General features: G+C 66.9%; 14 protein-coding genes and 1 pseudogene. 8 read left to right on the top strand and 7 right to left on the bottom strand.

What is annotated here, in order from left to right; translation table 11 throughout:
* Positions 1-34 precede the first annotated feature (34 nt).
* Both AC1D1G_RS14140 and AC1D1G_RS14145 read right to left on the bottom strand, forming a co-directional pair.
* The gene (locus AC1D1G_RS14140) at positions 35-964 is read right to left on the bottom strand and encodes a PfkB family carbohydrate kinase (protein ID WP_477952562.1); all 930 of its coding nucleotides are present in this window, start codon (positions 962-964) and stop codon (positions 35-37) included.
* A gap of 200 nt (positions 965-1,164) precedes the next feature.
* On the bottom strand, positions 1,165-2,241 hold the full coding sequence (locus AC1D1G_RS14145) for an ABC transporter ATP-binding protein (protein ID WP_477952564.1): 1,077 nt from the start codon (positions 2,239-2,241) through the stop codon (positions 1,165-1,167).
* Between the two features lie 229 nt (positions 2,242-2,470).
* On the opposite strand from AC1D1G_RS14145, the gene AC1D1G_RS14150 reads away from it, so the two are divergent.
* Positions 2,471-3,475 carry an ROK family glucokinase gene (locus AC1D1G_RS14150; protein ID WP_477952566.1) on the top strand — a complete coding sequence of 335 codons (1,005 nt, stop codon included), beginning with the start codon at positions 2,471-2,473 and terminating at the stop codon, positions 3,473-3,475.
* The gene (locus AC1D1G_RS14155; protein WP_005253437.1) at positions 3,460-3,795 is read left to right on the top strand and encodes a WhiB family transcriptional regulator; all 336 of its coding nucleotides are present in this window, start codon (positions 3,460-3,462) and stop codon (positions 3,793-3,795) included. The genes AC1D1G_RS14150 and AC1D1G_RS14155 overlap by 16 nt, the downstream gene beginning before the upstream one ends.
* A gap of 10 nt (positions 3,796-3,805) precedes the next feature.
* Here AC1D1G_RS14155 and AC1D1G_RS14160 read toward each other — a convergent pair whose 3' ends face one another.
* The 3 genes from AC1D1G_RS14160 to AC1D1G_RS14170 all read right to left on the bottom strand — a co-directional run bounded on the left by AC1D1G_RS14160 (position 3,806) and on the right by AC1D1G_RS14170 (position 8,558).
* Entirely contained in the window at positions 3,806-5,614 is a 1,809-nt protein-coding gene (locus AC1D1G_RS14160; RefSeq protein WP_477952567.1) for a serine/threonine-protein kinase PknD, read from the bottom strand.
* 52 nt (positions 5,615-5,666) lie between these two features.
* Positions 5,667-5,915, bottom strand: a complete 249-nt coding sequence (locus AC1D1G_RS14165) for a hypothetical protein (protein WP_005253439.1) — start codon at positions 5,913-5,915, stop codon at positions 5,667-5,669.
* Between the two features lie 90 nt (positions 5,916-6,005).
* The gene (locus AC1D1G_RS14170) at positions 6,006-8,558 is read right to left on the bottom strand and encodes a winged helix-turn-helix domain-containing protein (protein WP_477952568.1); all 2,553 of its coding nucleotides are present in this window, start codon (positions 8,556-8,558) and stop codon (positions 6,006-6,008) included.
* A gap of 388 nt (positions 8,559-8,946) precedes the next feature.
* Here AC1D1G_RS14170 and AC1D1G_RS14175 point away from each other — a divergent pair.
* A pseudogene (locus AC1D1G_RS14175) lies at positions 8,947-9,979 on the top strand (acyl-CoA dehydrogenase family protein).
* Between the two features lie 182 nt (positions 9,980-10,161).
* Here the strand turns inward: AC1D1G_RS14175 and AC1D1G_RS14180 are convergent.
* The gene (locus AC1D1G_RS14180) at positions 10,162-11,970 is read right to left on the bottom strand and encodes an alkyl/aryl-sulfatase (RefSeq protein WP_477952570.1); all 1,809 of its coding nucleotides are present in this window, start codon (positions 11,968-11,970) and stop codon (positions 10,162-10,164) included.
* Positions 11,967-13,091, bottom strand: coding sequence for an AI-2E family transporter (locus AC1D1G_RS14185; RefSeq protein WP_283332806.1), 1,125 nt, complete (start codon positions 13,089-13,091; stop codon positions 11,967-11,969). Before AC1D1G_RS14185 ends, AC1D1G_RS14180 begins: the two co-directional genes overlap by 4 nt.
* A 172-nt stretch (positions 13,092-13,263) precedes the next feature.
* Here AC1D1G_RS14185 and AC1D1G_RS14190 point away from each other — a divergent pair, with 172 nt between their 5' ends.
* The 5 genes from AC1D1G_RS14190 (at position 13,264) to AC1D1G_RS14210 (ending at position 19,282) form a co-directional block, all read left to right on the top strand.
* Positions 13,264-13,686 carry a DUF7144 family membrane protein gene (locus AC1D1G_RS14190; protein WP_477952572.1) on the top strand — a complete coding sequence of 141 codons (423 nt, stop codon included), beginning with the start codon at positions 13,264-13,266 and terminating at the stop codon, positions 13,684-13,686.
* Between the two features lie 12 nt (positions 13,687-13,698).
* A complete protein-coding gene (locus AC1D1G_RS14195; protein WP_283332810.1) occupies positions 13,699-15,393 on the top strand; it encodes a SulP family inorganic anion transporter in 1,695 nt (564 codons plus the stop codon).
* Between the two features lie 86 nt (positions 15,394-15,479).
* The gene (locus tag AC1D1G_RS14200; RefSeq protein WP_477952574.1) at positions 15,480-16,817 is read left to right on the top strand and encodes a DUF1254 domain-containing protein; all 1,338 of its coding nucleotides are present in this window, start codon (positions 15,480-15,482) and stop codon (positions 16,815-16,817) included.
* 132 nt (positions 16,818-16,949) lie between these two features.
* Positions 16,950-17,921, top strand: a complete 972-nt coding sequence (locus tag AC1D1G_RS14205; RefSeq protein WP_477952576.1) for a hypothetical protein — start codon at positions 16,950-16,952, stop codon at positions 17,919-17,921.
* Positions 17,922-18,016: 95 nt separating this feature from the next.
* Positions 18,017-19,282 carry an aspartate kinase gene (locus AC1D1G_RS14210; protein WP_012691385.1) on the top strand — a complete coding sequence of 422 codons (1,266 nt, stop codon included), beginning with the start codon at positions 18,017-18,019 and terminating at the stop codon, positions 19,280-19,282.
* The last annotated feature ends 3 nt before the right edge of the window (positions 19,283-19,285 follow it).

Here is a 19,285-nt window from a genome sequence, read left to right on the forward strand (position 1 = left end):
GCATCGGAGAAGTCGGCGAAGCAATCGATGCATATCAACTCGCCACCGCGAGATCGTCGATGTGGGGAGGCTCTATCCCGGCGGGGGTGATGGCCTGTGCGGCGCAGAGGTTCGCGTGGTGCAGGATGCCTCGGAGGTCGTCGAGGTCGATCGCCCGCAGTGGCCGACTAGTGTTGCGGCCAAGCAGACCACGCCCGGTCATGGCGTGCAGAAGTCCGGCCATGAATGCGTCACCCACCCCGGCCGGGTCGCCGATGTCGACGCGATGGCCACGCACACGCACCGACCCGCTCCTGGTGTAGCCCGTGGCTCCGGCCGCGCCGTGGGTGACGACCACGATCGCCGGGCCCCGAGACATCAACCACCGCATCGCGTCACCGTGGCGCTCGCCCGGCCGCACCCATTCCAGGTCCGCGTCGCTCAGCTTGACGATATCGCTGCGGGAGATCATCTCGTCGATTCGTGCGATCGAGATGTGCCGGGGGCCCATCGCTGAGGGCCTGACATTGACGTCGTAGCTGATGGTCGTGTCCGGGTGCCGGCGGGAGACGAGTCGTGCCACGTCATCGGCGCCGGGTGCTCGGACGACGGCGATGGAGCCGACGTGCAGGTGATCACACGACGGGACGTCGGTGTGGACGAGATCCCAGCTGAGAACCACGGTTTCGGTGTCGGGTCGGTCGGGGTGGGCGGTGACTGTGGAGGTGCGGGCGGCGGGATGACCTGCCTGAACCACTCGGACGCCGCAGCGGGTGAGCTCGTCGTGGAGGGTGCGGCCGTGGCGGTCGGCGCCGAACGTGGTCAACAGGGTGGTGGCGATACCGAGCCGGCGAAGGCTCCGCGCGAGGAGAGCGGGACTACCGCCGACCCGTTCGCGGGTGCAGTCGCCACCGATCGTGATGTCGATGAGGGATTCCCCGACGACGGCGATGTCGCATCGGGCGGTGGAGGTGGTGGTGGTCATGTCGGGAGGCTTCTCTGCTGGTTCGGGAGGGGGTGGGCCGGTGACGGGTGTTCCCGGTTCGGTTCCGTCTCGGGCCTGATGAGGGGCGGGCGGCGGTGGCGGCCCGACGGCGAGATCGCCCGGTTGTCCGAGCACGTCGGTGCGAATCTGATGCTGGCAGTCCATGCCGCGAGGCACGAAGCCCTCAGCAGCCGTGGCTGCTATTGCGGTAGCCGTGCGCCGCCGGGGGTGTTGGCGAAGAGGTGGGCGTGCGTCGGGTCGATGCGGACGTGCACGGTCTGGCCTTTCTCCGGTGGGTTTCGCCAGTCGACCCTGGCCACGATTGGTTCGTGCCGTCCGCCCACCTGGGTGCGTCCGAAGATGAACGCTTCGGAGCCGAGTTCCTCGACGACGTCGATCTCGAGTTCGAGGCCGGCGTTGGCGAGTTCGACGTGCTCGGGCCGGATCCCGAACACCACCTCGGAGCCGGCGGACGACAGGGTGTCCCGCGGCACCGGAATCACCTGCTCGCCGAGGCGGATTCCGCCGTCCGTTACCGGCAGCGTGAACAGGTTCATCGACGGTGACCCCATGAATCCSGCGACGAAGACGTTCGCGGGCCGGCGGTAGAGCTCGCGRGGGGACGCGCACTGCTGCAGYACGCCGCCCTTGAGGACGGCGACCCGGTCGCCCATCGTCATGGCCTCGACCTGGTCGTGGGTGACGTAGACGGTGGTGGTGCCGAGKCGGCGCTGGAGCTGGGCGATYTGGGTGCGGGTCTGCACCCGGAGTTTCGCGTCGAGGTTCGACAGCGGCTCGTCCATSAGGAACACCTGGGGTTGCCGGACGATGGCGCGGCCCATCGCCACCCGCTGTCGCTGGCCGCCGGAGAGGGCCTTGGGTTTGCGGTCCAGGTAGKCRCSGAGGTCGAGCATGTCGGCGGCTTCCCCSACGCGCCTGCGGATTTCGGACTTGTCGGTACCCGCGAGTTTGAGGGCGAAGCCCATGTTCTCSGCGACGGTCATGTGSGGRTACAGSGCGTARTTCTGGAAGACCATCGCGATGTCGCGGTCCTTGGGTTCGGAATGCGTGACGTCGCGGCCGCCGATCAGGATCTGCCCGCCGTCGACGTCCTCGAGTCCGGCGAGCATYCKCAGCGAGGTGGATTTGCCGCAGCCGGACGGRCCGACGAGGACGAGGAACTCGCCGTCCTCGATGTGCAGGTCGAGTTGATCGACCGCGGGGACGTCCGAGCCGGGAAAGAGCCTGGTCGCGCGGTCGTACGTGATTGTTGCCATGAGAAATGAATCCCTCCACCGGCAGGAACGTGCCGGACGATCCGAGTGTTAGGGGTGTGTCGGCAGGTACCGACGAGGAAGAACTATGGCCTAGATCACAGTGCTTGTCCACTTGGAGGCGAGCAGGCTTTGTTCTCGAAAAGACGGAAGTGTGTATTGATGAAAATCCAAAGGTCCTCTACTGTCAGCGTGACACCCCTCACTCGCAGATTTGAAGAGGACACGAGACATGGCTCTGACAATTGGCATCGACGTGGGTGGCACGAAGATCGCAGCCGGCGTGGTCGACACCGAAGGAGTCATCCACCGGATGGTGCGTCGTGACACCCCGTCCCACGATGCGCGCCGTGTCGAGAACGTCATCGCCGAACTCGTCCGCGAACTGGCGGACACCCACCCGGTGCAGGCGGTCGGCATCGGCGCGGCCGGCTTCGTCGCCGCGGACCTGAGCACCGTGCTCTTCGCCCCGAATCTGGCCTGGCGCAACGAGCCTCTCGGTGAGGTGGTCGAAGCGGCGTGCGGACTGCCGACGGTGGTCGAGAACGACGCCAACGCCGCGGCATGGGGCGAGGCGCGCTTCGGGGCCGGGCGGACGGGGCAGACCGTCGTCGTGCTCACGGTCGGAACCGGGATCGGCGGCGGCATCGTCGTCGACGGCGTGCTCCATCGCGGCAAGTTCGGTGTGGCCGCGGAATTCGGGCATCTCAACGTCGAACCGCACGGTCGCCGATGCGGTTGCGGCAACCACGGCTGCTGGGAGCGTTACGCCAGTGGGCGGGCGCTCGTCCGCGAAGCGCAGGATCTGGCGAACGTCTCGCCCGGTTTCGCCGCCGACCTCCTGACCCGCGCCGGCGGACGGGCGGACGCCATCACGGGCCTGCACATCACCGCGGCCGCGCAGGAGGGTGACGCCGCCGCGCTCGAGTGTTTCCGGGTGATCGGTTCCTGGCTGGGGCACGGCATGGCGGACATCGCGGCGTTCTTCGACCCCGACCTGTTCATCATCGGCGGGGGAGTGTGCGAGGCGGGCGAACTGCTGCGCGGTCCCGCCGCCGCCGCGTTCGAGAACCGTCTCACCGGACGCGCACACCGACCGGTCGCCGAGGTGCGACTGGCTGAACTCGGCGCGAACGTCGGCATCGTCGGCGCCGCCGATCTGGCCCGGGAACGAGTTCTCGGGCTCGCACACAACGGCTCACGAGTATCTGGAGGAGTGCAATGTCCAATCGGTTGAGTCTTCCCATTCCGGTCGCCGAGGTGTGGGACTGGCAGAGGGACGCCGCGTGCCGCGGCTATGAGTCGTCCACGTTCTTCCACCCCGACCGCGAACGTGGCCGGGCTCGCGAGATGCGGGACTTCCGCGCCAAGATGATCTGCCGCGGATGCCCCGTGCTGGTGCAGTGCCGGGAGCATGCGCTCAGTGTCGGTGAGCCGTACGGCATCTGGGGTGGACTCTCCGCGAACGAGCGTGAAGAACTGCTCGCCAATCACCACGGCCGGGTGGACGAGGCCGTCGCGGAATCCTTCGGCTTCGATCTGGCGCGCCAGGCCTGAGGGCGAGCGGTCAGCTTCCGGCGGGCAGCATGACCACTCTGCTGTTGTCGGTGTCCGCGACGTACACGTCGCCTCGGCTCGACACGGCGATCCCCTCCGGCTGGTCCAGCCCGGAGAACGGGAGAACCTCCTGCTCGTCCGAACCAGCGGCCAGCCGCAGAACGCGATTGTGGTTCTGATCGATGGCGTACACGGTTCCCTCGTCGTCGACCGCGACACCACCGACGCTCTGGAGGTCGGTGAACGGCAGATAGCTCTGGGCATGGGTGGCGGCGTTCCACGCGAGAACCTTGTTGGGCGTGCCGACGTAGAGATCCCCGTGTTCACTGACGGCGACGGCGAACGGGCCGATTACCGTCAGCGGCACCGCGACGGGAGCCGCGGTGACGTCGTGCAGCGACATCACCCGATTGTTCAGGGTATCGGCGACATACAGCGTGGCGTCCGGCCCGAGTGCAATTCCGAACGGCTGGTCGAGACCGGCGAACGGCAGCGGCACCTGGGTGCTGCCGTGCAGCATCGTCACCGTGTTGGTCACCAGATCGGAGACGTACACGTCGCCGGACGCACTGACCGCGACTCCCTGCGGAACCTCGAGTCCCGTGAAGGGAAGAACTGTCTGCTCGTACGTCCCGGCGCTCACTTTCAGGACCTGTTTGGCCGCGCTGTCGGCGATGTACAGGTCTCCGGTGCCCGAGACCGTGAGCCCGGCCGGACCCTGTAGACCGGTCAGCGGGAGCTCGACCTGTGCGCTCGTCGACTCCTCTCCCGGCCAGGCGACATAGGCGACGGCCGCGACGACGAGGACGAGGACGCCGGCCAGCAGCGCGGCGAGCACCCGGCGCGTCCGCCGCCCCCCGACCGTTGTCGGTTTCGTGGGCGCCGCACCCGGCACCGTGTCGGGACGGGTCACGTCCGGGCCGCTCGCGCGGGTGGTCGAGGCGGGGTCGGCCAGGGCAGCAGGCCGGGTCACGTGGCCGGGCCCGGTCCACTCGATCGCGCGGACGGCGTCGCTGAACTCACGACAGGTCGAGTAGCGATCTTCGCGGTTCTTGGCCATGGCGCGCGCGACGACCGCATCGACACCGGTGGGCAGCCCGGGGCGCACCACGCTCGGCTGGGGAATCGGTCCGTTCAGATGGCCGTGCATCACCGAGGACGCGGTGTTGCCGGGGTACGGCGGTTCGTTGGTGAGCAGGTGGAAGAAGGTGCAGCCCAACGCGTAGATGTCGACGCGATGGTCGAGTTTCTCGCCCTCGATCTGCTCGGGCGCGGCGTAGTGCAGGGTCGCCACCAACATCCCGGTGCGGGTCAGCTGATGTGTTTCGTCCAGGGCCTTGGCGGTGCCGAAATCGGTGAGCAGGACCCGTTCGGGGTCGCCCGGCGCGAGCAGGATGTTCGCCGGCTTCACGTCGCGGTGCAGAATCCCGGCCTCGTGGGCGTGGTCGAGTGCCTTCCCTGTCTCGCTGACGATGTGCACGGCGCGTTCGACGTCCAGGGCGCCGGAGCCGAGCGCTTTCCTGGCGTCGCTGCCGGGAACGTACTGCATCGCGATCCACAACCTGCCGCCTTCGCGGCCGCGGTCGTGGACGGTGACGATGTTGGGATGATCGAGATGCGCGGCGTGGTCTGCTTCCGATTCGAAACGTGACCGGACGTAGTCGTCGTTCGTCCACGACGTGTCGAGCAGTTTGAGGGCGATCTTGCGCGGCAGGTTGGGATGCTGGGCGAGGTAGACGGTACCCATGCCGCCTCGTCCCAGAACCCGTTCGATCACGTAGCCGGCAAACACCGTGCCCGGTTCGAACTCGCCGCTCACATCGGCTTCACCGCCTCCCTGGGCCCTCCATCCATTGAACCCCGACGCCGGGTCAGTCCGGTAGCCGCCGCATCTCGATGACGGTCAGTCCCAGCGCGTCGAAGCGTGCCAGCATGCCCCGGAGATCTGTCGGGCTGTCGACCGGGCCGTAGAGCGTGGTGTCACCGGTCGTGACGTCCGAGACGTCCAACTCGGGGAACGCGGCCAGCACCCGATCGGACAGGGCGCCGCTGATCAGGAAGGCGTACCTGACCTTGCCGGGCCAGTTCGATTCAGGACGCACCACGGCGGGCTCCTTCATTCGCATCGTCGTTCCAGAACTCGGTCAGCCGTAGATTTCAGGGTGACCGACGAAACGGCAACGCGCCTCACCCGCAAGTGGTGAACCGGCTCAGAGCAAGCCGTTGTGTTGCGCGGCGGCGATGGCGTCGCGGCGGGAGGTGACGCCGAGTTTGCGGTAGATCCCGCGCAGGTGGGTCTTCACGGTGTTCACCGACACGCACAGATCTGCGGCGATCTGCTCGGCGGTCCGCCACGACGGAAGTTCCACGAGGAGTTCCAGTTCGCGGGGAGTCAACATGTCGGACGCAGCACTTTCCGACCGCGGGAACGACGCTCGGAGCCTCTCCGCGAAGGGTTCGAGGACACCGAACCGGCCGGTGCTCCGCACGAGTAGTTCCCGGATCTGCGGTCCGCAGTCGTGGAACGGGCGCAACGCCGACTGCGGTTCGGCGAGACGCAACGCCTCGGTGAGCGCGCTGTGGGCTCGTGAATCATGTTTGCGGGCAAGCGCGATCGACGCGTCGACGAGCCATGCCGCGATCAGGTTGGTTCCCGCCGCGCACTCCAGTTCACCGTCCAGGACGGGTTGGAGTGTCTTACGTGCCAGGTCGAGGCGATGGAGGTGCAGATGGACGATCGCCTCGACGACGGCTGTGTCGCCGGTGGGTCCGAGAAGGGCATGCGTCTCGGACGCCAGCTCGTGCGCCCACCCCGTCTCGCCGGCGAACAGATAGGCGTACTGGATGGCAGGCAGCAACACCGCCCGGATGCCGGGCGGAACCGGCAACGAGGACGACACGGGGCTCTCCGCGTGCAGCGTCGTCACCGAACTGTGCCGGTTTCCGGTCTCGTCGAGACCGAACAGGGTGGCGGCGCCGTCGGCGAAACCCGCCGTTTCGGTATTTGCGCGACGCAGCGCCTCGGCGGACTCGGCGGCGAGACGTGCGGCATCGGGGTCCATCCGAATGTAGCGGCACCAGGAGTCGATGAGCTTCGCCAGCTGGAATGTCGGATCGCCCGTTGCGGAATGGGTCCGGCCGATCGCCAGTGCCTCGTCGGCCAGTGCGGACGCCCGCACCACGTCTCCCCGCGACATCGCGACGCCGCCGAGAGTTCCCAGGCAGTACATGACGCCCAGCGGCGCATCGCCGAGTCGAGCGTGGGCCAGTGACTTCCCGAGCACGACCTCCGACTCGTCGTTCCGCCCGAGGAACAGCAGCGCGCGCCCTTCCTGGAGCAGGACGAACGCGTCGAGGTCGGGATCGCCGCTCGATCCGACACCGACATTGCGCAGCCGGTTCAGGGCGGTCTCGATGTCGCCGGTGCCGATCGCTGTCTGCACTCGGAGCGATTCGCGGAGCAGCAGGTGTAACCGGGACTCGGCGGCACCGTCCACCAGCAACCCCGACCGCCTGCGGTCGAGAAGCTCGAGGGTGGACGTGGCCACCGGGATGTTGCCCGATGCGAGCGCCGCGGCGGCGCGGATGAGTCGCGCCGACGGGTGGTCCTGCGAAGATCGGGGGGCCCGGGTGAGGAGCCGGTCGACGGCCTCTCCATGACCTCCGACGATCAGGGCCAGCGAAGTCCGGGCGAGCAGCGCCACGATCTCGTCGTGATCACCGGAGTTCACCGCGTGTTCGAGTGCGAGCAGCGCGTCCCCGAATTCGTCGTGCCAGTGGGCGGCCGTCAATTCGAGATGCTCGACTTCGACGTGCCCGATCCGGCTGATCTCCGCCCGCAGATAACTCCGCAGCAGCGGGTGGTAGCGATAGTGGGTGGGGCTGTCCGTGATTCGGCTGATCAGAAAATTGTGGTGCTCGAGCCAGTCGATGTTGCCGTGCGCATCCGTGCAGCCGGTGAGCTTCTCTGCGAGTTCGACGGTGAACGAGGCCGGGACGGACGTGCGCAGGAGGAACTCGCGCATCTCGTCGGTCTGGCCGGCGAGGACCTCCTCGATGAGATAGTCGGCAACGGCCCGGCGGTCGCCCGTGAACTCGGCGATCAACCGGCTCGGATCCGGATGTCCTTCCAAAGACATTCCCGCCAAACGAATTCCGGCAGCCCAGCCCTCCGTGCGATCCATCAGCGCGTCGAGATCGTCCGCGCTCAGCACGACGTCGTGCTCGTCGAGCATCTCGGCCGCCTCGTCGGACGTGAAGGCGAGATTCTTGGCCGTGAGCGTGAACAGCTTGCCGTCCAGGCGAAGTCGCTGCAATGCCAGCGGCGGCTCGAACCGCCCGATGATGACCGTTCGCAGCATCGGAGGTTGCCAGCGCATGAACGACTCGAGGTCGGTGAGTACGTCGGTGTCGCGAAGGAGGTGGGCGTCGTCGATGACCATCCAGATGTTCTCGCCGAGTTCGTGCAACGCGGCCGACAACTGCGCGCCGAGGTCCGGTGCCTCGGAATCGAGCCCGGCGCATGCCTTCTGCACACGAGGATTCCCGGTGTCGGTGAGTGAGCGAAGGATCGCCCGGTGGACGACGTCGAGGTCGTTGTGCCGCTCCTCGATCGTGAGCCACGCAATGGTCGGAGCGTCGCCCGCGGCGAGCAGTTCCCGCGCCCAGTCGGCCACGGCCCGCGTCTTTCCCGACCCGGCCGGTGCGCAGACGAGCGCCACCGGGCATGGATGGGCGTCGTCGGTGAGCGCTTCGGTGAGCATGGTGTGCAAGCGGGTCCGGGTAACCGTCCGACCCCCTGCACTCGTAGGTATTCGAGTGCTCAGATGAAATTCGCCGAGAGGTGCTGCCGTCACGCCGACCCCCAATTCTCGCTGCACCGAGAAACGATCTTCGACAAACGCCAATCCCCGACGCAGTGGGCCGGTGCGACGATTTTAGCGAGAATGCGTTGTTTTGTGTGGGTGAACGTGTTTTACCGAACGGGAACGCCACGCTGTCGTGATGGTGTTCGGACTACCTCGTCATCGCGATCGTGCACCCGATTCGGAGTCCGTCACTCCGCGGGGACCTGAGAAAATTGGCCGAAGCCGCGTTGCAGGCGTGAGCCTGCGGAAGCATTCGACACACTCGTCGACGGAAGTAGACAGCATGCACACACAAGTGGTGCCGGCCGCGGGCCCACCCGATCATGAACTCGACGCGTTGCGGGCCGAGGTGCGAACGTTCCTGCGCGAGCAGATCGACGCCGGCGTGTTCACACCCGGTGTGGACACGTGGCTCACCCGGTGGAATCCGGACTTCACGGAGGCCCTCGCAGCCCGCGGCTGGCTGGGCATGACGATCCCGGCGGAGTACGGAGGGCAGGGCCGCACGTTGATGGAGCGGTTCGTCGTCACCGAAGAACTGCCGGCCGTCGGCGCGCCCGTCGCCGCACCGTGGGTCGCGGACCGGCAGGCCGCACCGTCGCTGCTCACCTACGGCACCGAGGAACAAAAGCAGCGGTTCCTCCCCGGAATCGCGGGCGGCGAGATCAGCTGGGCGATCGGAATGAGCGAAACCGGAATCGGGCTCCGACCTCGCGAGCGTCCGCACGAAAGCGGTCCGGGCCGACGGCGGCTGGCGGATCACCGGGACCAAATTGTGGACGTCCGGCGCCCACCTCCTGTCGATGTCGGGCGACCACCATTTCAACGAGGTGATCCTCGACGACGTGTTCGTGCCGGACGAGTTGGTGCTCGGCCGCATCGGCGAAGGCTGGAAGCAGGTCACGTCCGAACTCGGGTTCGAACGCAGTGGCCCGGAACGGTTCATGTCCACGTTCCCGATCCTCGCCGCGATGGCCGAGGAAATCGGGGAGGGACGGCAACCGGCCGATGCCCGCATCGGAGCGCTCGTCGCCCGGACCTTCGGACTCCATCACATGTCCCGTGCGGTGTCGGAGGCACTGGGGCGTGGTGACGACGCCGAACTCGGTGCTTCCGTGGTGAAGGTCCTCGGCACGAAGGCCGAAGGTGATATCGCGGACCTCGTCGAGGAACTGCCCGGCGAACCGGAGGCAGGCAGCGAACGGTTCGCCGAACTGGTCCGTGCCGGCGTGATGCAGCGCCCCGGGTTCACCCTGCGAGGCGGTACGAGTGAGATTCTGCGCGGTGTCATCGCGCGGGGATTGGGGATGCGCTGATGACCGGACCGGCAACCGACACCGAGATGCGGGAGTTCGCACGCGTGCTCGACCAGGTCTTCGCCACAGATCGGCGGGCCCCGGGGCCTGTGGGCGCTCATCACAGACGGGTAGGCGGCTTCGCCGCCCGTGCGCCTTTCTGGTTGTCCCAGCTACCAAAAAGGCGCACGGGCGCGAAGCGCCTACGGCGTGACGATCGGGAACGCGCTGTCGGGTGCGTCGAGGAGTTCCGTGAGGACAAGGAGCTTCGACGGGTCACCCGTCACCTCGATGCCCTCCAGTCCCTTGCCGGCGAACAGTCCGAGCAACTGCATCTTCGTCAGGGTCAGTGAGACGTCCGGTTGCGTCGTGGTCCTCGGCGCGACCGTCTGGATGAGCGCACCGTTGGACAGCGTCGTCCGGTAGTGCGCTTCGGGTTCGGTGAAGTGCCACTCCGCGACGAGGGACTTGTCCCAGGCACGTGGGCCGTTGATGCGGAGGGCGACGGAGTCGAAGATCTGCTCGATCGTGAGTGCGCTCAGCATGTCCGCGCCGAGGTCGCTGAGCGGCGGGGCGACGATGCCGCCGCGCAGTTCGAGTGCACCCGTGAGGTAGAAGTTGCGCCACGTCGCGTTCTCCGCACCGAACCCGAGTTGTTCGTACGTGCGGGCGAGCAGTTCTTTCGCGTCGCTGTCCGACGGGTCGGCGAACACCGCATGCTTCGAGAGTTCGGCGGCGAACCGGAAGTCGCCGTCGTCGAAATACCGTTGAGCCTTGGCCCGGACCTCGTCCTGACCGCCCATGCATTCGACGTACCGCGTGGCCGCGTTCTCCGGTGGGTGCTGCCACAGCGACGTCGGGTTGCCGTCGAACCAGCCCATGTACCGCTGGTAGATCGCCTTCACGTTGTGGCTCACCGAGCCGTAGTAACCACGTGCGTGCCAGGCGGATTCGAGGGCAGGCGGTAGTGGGAAGTCCTCCGCGATTTCGATTCCCGTCATCCCGGTGTTGAGCATCCGCAGGGTCTGGTCGTGCAGGTACTGGTACAGGTCGCGCTGCTGCGACAGGAATGTCACCACCCGGTCGCGACCCCACGTCGGCCAGTGGTGGGAGGCGAACGCGACGTCGTAGCCGCCGTCGAACATCTCGATCGCCTGGTCGAGGTACCGCGACCAGGCGCGGGGGTCCCGGACCAGCGCGCCCCGCAGCGTGAGGAGATTGTGCAGATTGTGGGTGGCGTTCTCCGCCATGCACAGTGCCCGGTGGTCGGGGAACAGGAAGTTCATCTCGGCGGGCGCCTCCGTTCCCGGCGTCACCTGGAAGACGATCCGGATGGCGTCGACGGTCTCCTCCTGGCCGGTGTGGGTGATGTCGACGGTCGGTGGGATCAGTCCGGGTCGACCCGCCGAGGTGTTCGTTCCGAGCCCCGCCCCGAGGTGCCCGCGCGCGCCCTTGGGGAGCAGCGGTCCGTACATGTAGGTGGCGCGCCGGCCCATTGCCGTTCCGGCATAGACGTTCTCGGAGACCGCGTGTTCGAGGAAACCTTCGGGGGCGAGGATCGGGACGTCGCCGCGACCGTCCGGGAGAACGCCGACGACACCACCGAAGTGATCGATGTGGGAGTGCGTATAGATGACTCCGGTGACGGGCCGGTCGCCACGGTTCTTCCGGTACAGCGCAAGCGCGGCGGCCGCCGTTTCCTGCGAGATCAGCGGGTCGATCACCAGGACACCCGTCTCGCCCTCGACGATCGTCATGTTGGACAGGTCGATTCCGCGTAGCTGGTAGATGCCCTCGGTGACTTCGTACAGACCGTTCTTCGCGCACAGTTGCGACTGACGCCACAGGCTCGGGTCGGCGGTGTCCGGACAGTCACCGTTCAGGAACGAATACTCCTGCATGTCCCACACCACGCGACCGTCCCCACTCGTGACGGTGCAGGGGTCGAGACGGTCGACGAAACCGCGGTCGGCGTCCTCGAAATCGGTGGTGTCCGAAAAATCGGGTGTCATGATTCTTCCTTCTCGTGTCGCGGTGGGGAGGGGGCAGGAACCGGYGCAGGGGGAGTGGGAGCGCTGCTGAGAATCGTGTTCACCCAACGCGTGGACGGGTCGATGTCGATCAGCAGCGCCTTCGCCATCAACGACAACGGGATTGCCAGGATCGCGCCGAGCGGCCCGAGGATCCACGCCCAGAACACCAACGACAGGAACGTGAACGTCACGGACAGGCCCACCGCGTCACCGACGAACTTCGGCTGGATCACCGACTGGATGATGACGTTGATGACGCTGTACACGACGATGACCGTCAGCATCAGTCCCGGACCGCCCTGGAGCAGTGCGAGCAGGGCCGGCGGAACCAGCCCTAGGATGAACCCGACGTTCGGGATGTAGTTGGTGATGAACGACAGCAGTCCCCACAGGATCGGCAGCGGAATTCCCAGCGCCCACAGTGCCCCGGTGTCGATGACGGCGACGATCAGCCCGAACACCGTGGACACGATCAGGTACGTGCGGGTCCCGGCCGAGAACGACGTGAGAGCGGTGGCGATGTCGGGACGCATCTGCGTGACGATCCGCATCCGCGCACCGTAGGAACTTCCGTCGACGGCCATGAACAGCAGAAGGGCGAGGACGAACAGCAGATTCGAGAAGACACCCAGCATTGACTGCAGGATCGCCTCCACGAAGCCGAAGACCTTGCCGTAATCCACCTGGGAGAGCAGGGTCTGGGAATCGGTCGAGTTCACGCCGTTGCTGTTCAGGAAGCTCTGGGCGTCATCGATGAGGGCGGTGAAGTCGTCCGCGTACTCCGGTAGGAGCGTGGCGAGCTGGGCGACCGACAGGGCCAGCGACAGCACGAGGACGAGAATGATGCTGTTGACGACCAGGATCGCTGCGATCGTGGCGAGCCAGGTCGGGAGACCTTTTCGGTGAAGCCATTCGGGCAGCGGGTGAACCGCGACGGTCAGCATGAGCGCGAGGAAGATCGGGCCGACTATCGACGCGGCCACCTGGATCCCCGCCACGGTGACGACGAGCGCGGCCAGGCCGAGGATCACGATCAGGCCCCGCGGCATCGACCACTGAGAATCCGGCGCCGCGCCGGATACGTCCTGCGGATCGGTCATCGCGTGTCCCTTCGCAACAATCGGCCAACCGGGGTGCCCCGAATCGACTGTTGCACCCGGCCGACGACGACACATCATCCGTTGCAGATGAGGATCACCCGGCGCGGATGATGCCGATGCCATCGCGAAGCCGCAGGATTCCACTGTTCGAGCACATCCTTTCGAGAAGGGCATGGACATGACGACACATCCGGAGTCCAGGACCACCAGCCCTGTCAAACAGGGCTTTGCCGCGGGAACGTCGCTGGCAGCGGCGATATTGCTGCTGACCGTCGGCGTGATCTCGTTCTTCCAGGGCATCGCCGCCGTCGCCTCCGACGACCTGCTGGTCATCGGCGTCGAGTACACCTACCAGTTCGACACCACCGCGTGGGGATGGATCCACATCGTTCTGGGCGTCGTTCTGGTCATCAGCGCGATCGGCCTCATGACGGGCGCCACCTGGGCCCGTGTCGTGGCCGTCTGCATCGCCGCGCTGTCGATCCTCGCGAACTTCCTCTGGCTGCCGTACTACCCGCTGTGGTCGATTCTGATCATCGCGCTCGACGTCGTCGTGATCTGGGCGGTCACCACCTGGGACACCGCCAGGGACTAGGACGATGACGACGTGGTGAGTTCCGCGACCGGCACCTGGCCGGTGTTCGGCTCGCTGCAGGAGTATCAAAAAGGATGGGTCAGGCCCGACGTGATCGCGGGCCTGACCGTGTGGGCCGTGCTGGTACCGGAGGCCCTGGCCTACGCGACCATCGCGGGAGTCCCCCCTGTCGTCGGTCTGTACGCGGCGATACCCGCCCTGATCCTTTACGCGGCGGCCGGCAGTTCCCGGCATCTGGTGGTGGGGCCGATGTCGGCGACGGCCGCCCTGTCGGCTGCCATCGTCGCGCCGCTCGCCGGGGCGGACGGCGGCAAGTACGCGGCCCTGACAGCAGTGCTGGCGATTGCCACCGGCATCGCCGGGCTGCTCGCGGGGCTCCTCCGTCTGGGCTTCATCGCGTCGTTCATCTCGGAGCCGGTGCTGAAGGGCTTCATCGTCGGGCTGGCTCTGACCATCATCATCGGGCAGGTTCCTGCCCTCCTCGGCGTGGAGAAGGAGCACGGCAATTTCTTCGAACAGGCCTGGGGAGTCGTCAGCCACCTGGGCGACATCGACTGGGGCACACTCGTCGTCGGTGTGCTCAGTCTCGTCGTGGTTCTCGGATTCACACGGTGGCTGCCGCTCGTCCCCGGTTCGCTGCTGGCCGTCCTCCTCGGTATCGCCGCGGTCGCCGTGTTCGGTTTGGACGGTCGAGGTGTCGACATCGTTGGTCACATCGACTCCGGTCTGCCGTCGGTGGGACTGCCGGACGGTGTCGGCTTCGACGACTACATCGACCTTCTCGGCCCCGCAGTGGGCGTGCTGCTCATCGGGTTCGCGGAAGGGCTCGGTGCCGCGAAGACATACGCCGCGAAAGAGGGCTACGAGGTGGACGCCAACCGGGAACTCCTCGGCCTCGGAACAGCCAATCTCGGCTCCGGGCTGTGCTCGGGGATGGTGGTGAACGGCAGCCTCTCCAAGACGGCGGTCAACGGCGGGGCCGGCGCCAAATCGCAGGTCAGCGGTCTCGTCGTCGCGGTCCTCACCGTGGTGACCCTGCTGTTCCTCACCGGACTGTTCGAGAAACTCCCCGAGGCGACGCTCGCCGCGGTGGTCATCGCCGCCGTCATCGAACTCGTCGACATCTCCGCGCTGCGCCGGCTCTACGGGGTGTGGACCGAAAGGCTCGGCAGCATCTACGGATACGCCGCGCGAGCCGATTTCGCGGCCGCCCTCGCCGCGATGGTGGGCGTGCTCCTGTTCGACACCCTGCCCGGACTCGTCATCGGCATCGGCGTGTCGATGCTGCTGCTGCTCTACCGGGCGTCGCGTCCCCACGTCGCGGCGCTCGCGAAGGAAGGGTCGCTGTGGGTGGACGCCGAGCGTCACCCCGACCTCCCGACCACACCGCACGTGGTCGTGGTGCGCGTCGAGGCGGGACTGTTCTTCGCGAACGCCGATCACGTCAAGGACCGCATCGAGGACATGTGCACCGACGACACGCGAGTGGTGGTCCTCGACGCCGAGACGTCGCCGTTCGTCGACGTCAGTGCCGCTCAGATGCTCGTGCAGTTACGGGATGTGCTCGCGCGCCGGGGAATAGAGCTACGTGTGGCGCGGGACATCGGGCAGTTCCGGGACACGATACGAACCTCGGGTTCGGGCGCGACCCCCGTCGGCCTCTATCCGACCGTGCGAGAGGCTCTCGCAGAACCGCACCGACAGTAGGCGCTCCGCACCCGTGCGCCTTTGTGGTTGCTGCAGCTACCACAAAGGCGCACGGGCGGCGGAGCCGCCCATGACAGGAGACAGTCGTGAGCACAGGATTGCAGGAACTCGCCGCGAAGGCGTGGATGTACGGTTTTCCGCTGGTGTTCGACCTCGACCAGGTGAACCGCTTCGTGTCGGAGGGGATGGGGAGCCTCGACGCGGGACCCTTCAACAAATTCAGCCACGCCCGCACACTCGCCGGGCCGCAGGACACGTTCGTCTCGGTCAACAACGACACCATCTATTCGATCGCCCAGATCGATCTCGGCCACGGACCGCAGTTGCTGCGAGTCCCCGACGCCGGTGGGGCGTACTACGTGCTGCAATTCGTCGATGCGTGGACCGACAACTTCGCGTACGTCGGCAAACGTGCGACGGGAACGGCGGCCGGCCGTTACCTGTTGACCGGTCCCGGGTGGTCCGGTGAGGTCCCCGACGGCGCGACGCAGATCGCGTTTCCCACCGCGGTGGGCACCGTCATCGGCCGGTGGGCCTGCGACGGCGAGGCCGACCTGGAGCGGGTGAAGCGACTGCAGTCGGCCCTCACGTTGGAACCCGTCGGCGAGCAGGAACCGGCGGAGGGCCTGCCGGTCCCCGACCCGAACGTCCCCGTGGAACTTCAGTTCTGGGAGAAGCTGCGGGTGTACTCGCAGGCGTACCCACCCGCCGCGCAGGACCTCGTCGCACAACAGGCGTTCGCCCCGCTCGGGTTGCTCGAGACCGGGCCGTCGCCGTACCTCGAAGCGCCGCCGGACCTCGCGGCCGTGCTCACGGCCGGTGCCGAGGCCGGGCACCAGTCACTGGTCGCCGCACTGAAATCGGGTGCAGGAAGCGAGGTGGTCAACGGCTGGCAGTTGATGTACCACGCCTTCGACTACAACGACGACTTCTTCGAGATCGGCACCCTCGACTCACCCGACTGGCGGATCGAGGACCGCTCGAAGGCGCTGGGACTGCGGGCCGGCGCCGCGATGGCGGGGCTGTGGGGAAACCACGGTTACGAGGCCGCATATGCGCCGATCTACCACGACAGCGAAGGCAACGAACTGTCCGGCGAGCACACCTACACACTCACGTTCGCGCCGACCCCACCGGTCGACGCGTTCTGGTCGATCACCATGTACGACCTCCCGGACTTCTACCTCGTCGACAATCCGATCGACCGCTACTCGATCGGTGACCGCACGCCGGGACTGGTGTTCGCGGACGACGGTTCGCTGACCATCACGCTCAGCGCGGACGCCCCGGCCGATCCGGTGGCACGCGCCAACTGGCTGCCGACACCGGCAGTCGGGTTCCGGCCGCTGCTCCGGATGTACAGCCCCAAGCCGGAGGTGTTCGACGGAACGTTCGAGATCCCGCCCTTCGTGAAGACCAGTTGATCAGGGGTCACAGGCGAGCGATCCGATCTGGCTGCTCGTTCCCGAGATGATCGGTCTGGTTCACGGCGTCCCTTCCTCCCTCCGATAATCCCGAGTCGCCGGTAGTGTTCGTGCCGATTCGAGGGGGATCGAGTGAAGAAAGTTGCCGCGGCGCTCCTGTGCGCCGTGATCACGTCCGGGTGCGCGCACAGCGTGTCGGGGACTGCGGGGGCTTCTCCGCTGCAGGAACTGAGCCCCGCGCAGCAACGGCACATCCACGTCGAGGACGCGCTCCGCGACGCCGATCCGTGCGGACTGCTCGACGTGGCCGTGGTGCGGGGTGCGGGGACGGTCGAGCAGTACGGGTCCGCCGTGCAACTGCCGGTGTGTTCGGCGTTGATGGCCGGGCCCGGCGGCGCGACCACCTACGTGGAGTTGTCCCTGCTGCCGTCGATGCTGTCCGACGCGGCGCTGACCCGGCCGGAGACGGTCGACGGGGTGACCGTCTACCGCGGTGCGGGCGCCGACCCGACCCGCGGGACGTGTGAGCGCGTCTTCCGGCTGAACCTCGGAATCGACCAGGAACAGGTGGAACGGCAGCTGGCCACCGTCCGCGCCGGAACCGTCGCCGGCCAGGACGCCTGCCCGCTCGCCGACGCGGTGCTGGACTCGGCGATCGACAGGATGCGGTCGGGACTGCCCACTCGTGACGCCTCGTCCGCGCATCAAGTGGCGCTCGCGGTCCACGACCCGTGTGAAGTACTCGACGTGCTGGGAACCACGGCGGGCGGACGCGTCGTCGACCCGGAATCGCCGCCCACCCCGTTCGACTGCGTGCTGTTTCCGAACCCGAATCGGGTGCCCGGGAGTGAGGTGACCGTGTCGTTCACGATGTCGCCGGTCAAGGAGAACCGACCACCCGTTCCCGCCGAGCCGGAGAGGGTCGGCGACCGATGCCGGTGGACGAGCCCGATGGGCGAGCCGATCGACATCACACGGCCCGGAGCGGGCGTCGACGAGTTCACCCGCAGGCTCGGTCACGCGGGTGCAGTCGTCACTGTTCACGGGCCGAACTGCGCGGCCGTGGGGAGGGTCGCGGACGCCGTGAACACGGCGTTCGGATAGGCGTCCGAACGGACTCACCCGGGATCAGATTGGACTCCGCCGGTAAGCTCGACAGCTGGACCAGTACAGATTCATCGACCTGGAGGTAGAAACGCGTGGCTCTCGTCGTCCAGAAGTACGGCGGATCCTCGGTGGCAACCGCCGAGAGAATCCGACGAGTGGCTGAACGGATCGTCGAGACCAAGAAGGCCGGCAACGATGTCGTCGTCGTGGTTTCAGCGATGGGGGACACTACTGATGAGCTGCTCGATCTGGCTCAGCAGGTGTGCCCAGCCCCACCCGCCCGCGAAATGGACATGCTGCTGACCTCCGGTGAGCGCATTTCCAATTCTCTCGTCGCGATGGCAATTCATTCGCTCGGTGCGGAGGCCCGTTCGTTCACGGGCTCCCAGGCGGGCGTCATCACCACCGGTGCTCACGGCAACGCCAAGATCATCGACGTCACACCGGGCCGCGTCCGGGATGCGCTYGACGAGGGCTCGATCGTCCTCGTCGCCGGGTTCCAGGGCGTCAGCCAGGACAGCAAGGACGTGACGACCCTCGGGCGCGGCGGTTCGGACACCACCGCGGTGGCCCTCGCAGCGGCCCTCGAGGCCGACGTCTGCGAGATCTACACCGACGTCGACGGCATCTTCACCGCCGACCCGCGCATCGTTCCCGACGCGCAGCGTCTCGAGACGGTGTCGTTCGAGGAGATGCTCGAGCTCGCGGCGTGCGGCGCGAAGGTGCTCATGCTCCGCTGCGTCGAGTACGCCCGCCGATACAACGTGCCTGTGCACGTCCGTTCGTCATACACGACCAAGCCGGGCACCATCGTGTCCGGATCGATGGAGGACATCCCCGTGGAAGAGGCAATCATCACCGGAGTCGCGCACGATCGCGGCGAGTCCAAGATCACCGTCGTCGGCCTGCCCGACACCCCGGGTTACGCCGCGCAGGTCTTCCGCGCGGTGGCCGAGGCGGAGATCAACATCGACATGGTGCTGCAGAACATCTCGAAGGTCGAGACCGGCAAGACCGACATCACGTTCACCCTGCCCACCGCCGACGGCCCGCGCGCCGTCGAGAAGCTGACCAAGCTGCAGGGCGACATCGGCTTCACGCAGGTGCTGTTCGACGACCACATCGGCAAGGTGTCGCTCGTCGGCGCCGGCATGAAGAGCCACCCGGGCGTCACCGCGACGTTCTGTGAGGCTCTCGCAAAGGCCGGTGTCAACATCGACCTCATCTCGACGTCCGAGATCCGCATCTCGGTGCTCGTCAAGGATGTGGAGCTGGACAAGGCCGTGAAGGCGATCCACGATGCATTCGAGCTCGGCGGCGACGAAGAAGCCGTCGTGCACGCAGGAACGGGACGGTAGATC

The organism is Rhodococcus sp. P3_B8, assembly GCF_056402775.1.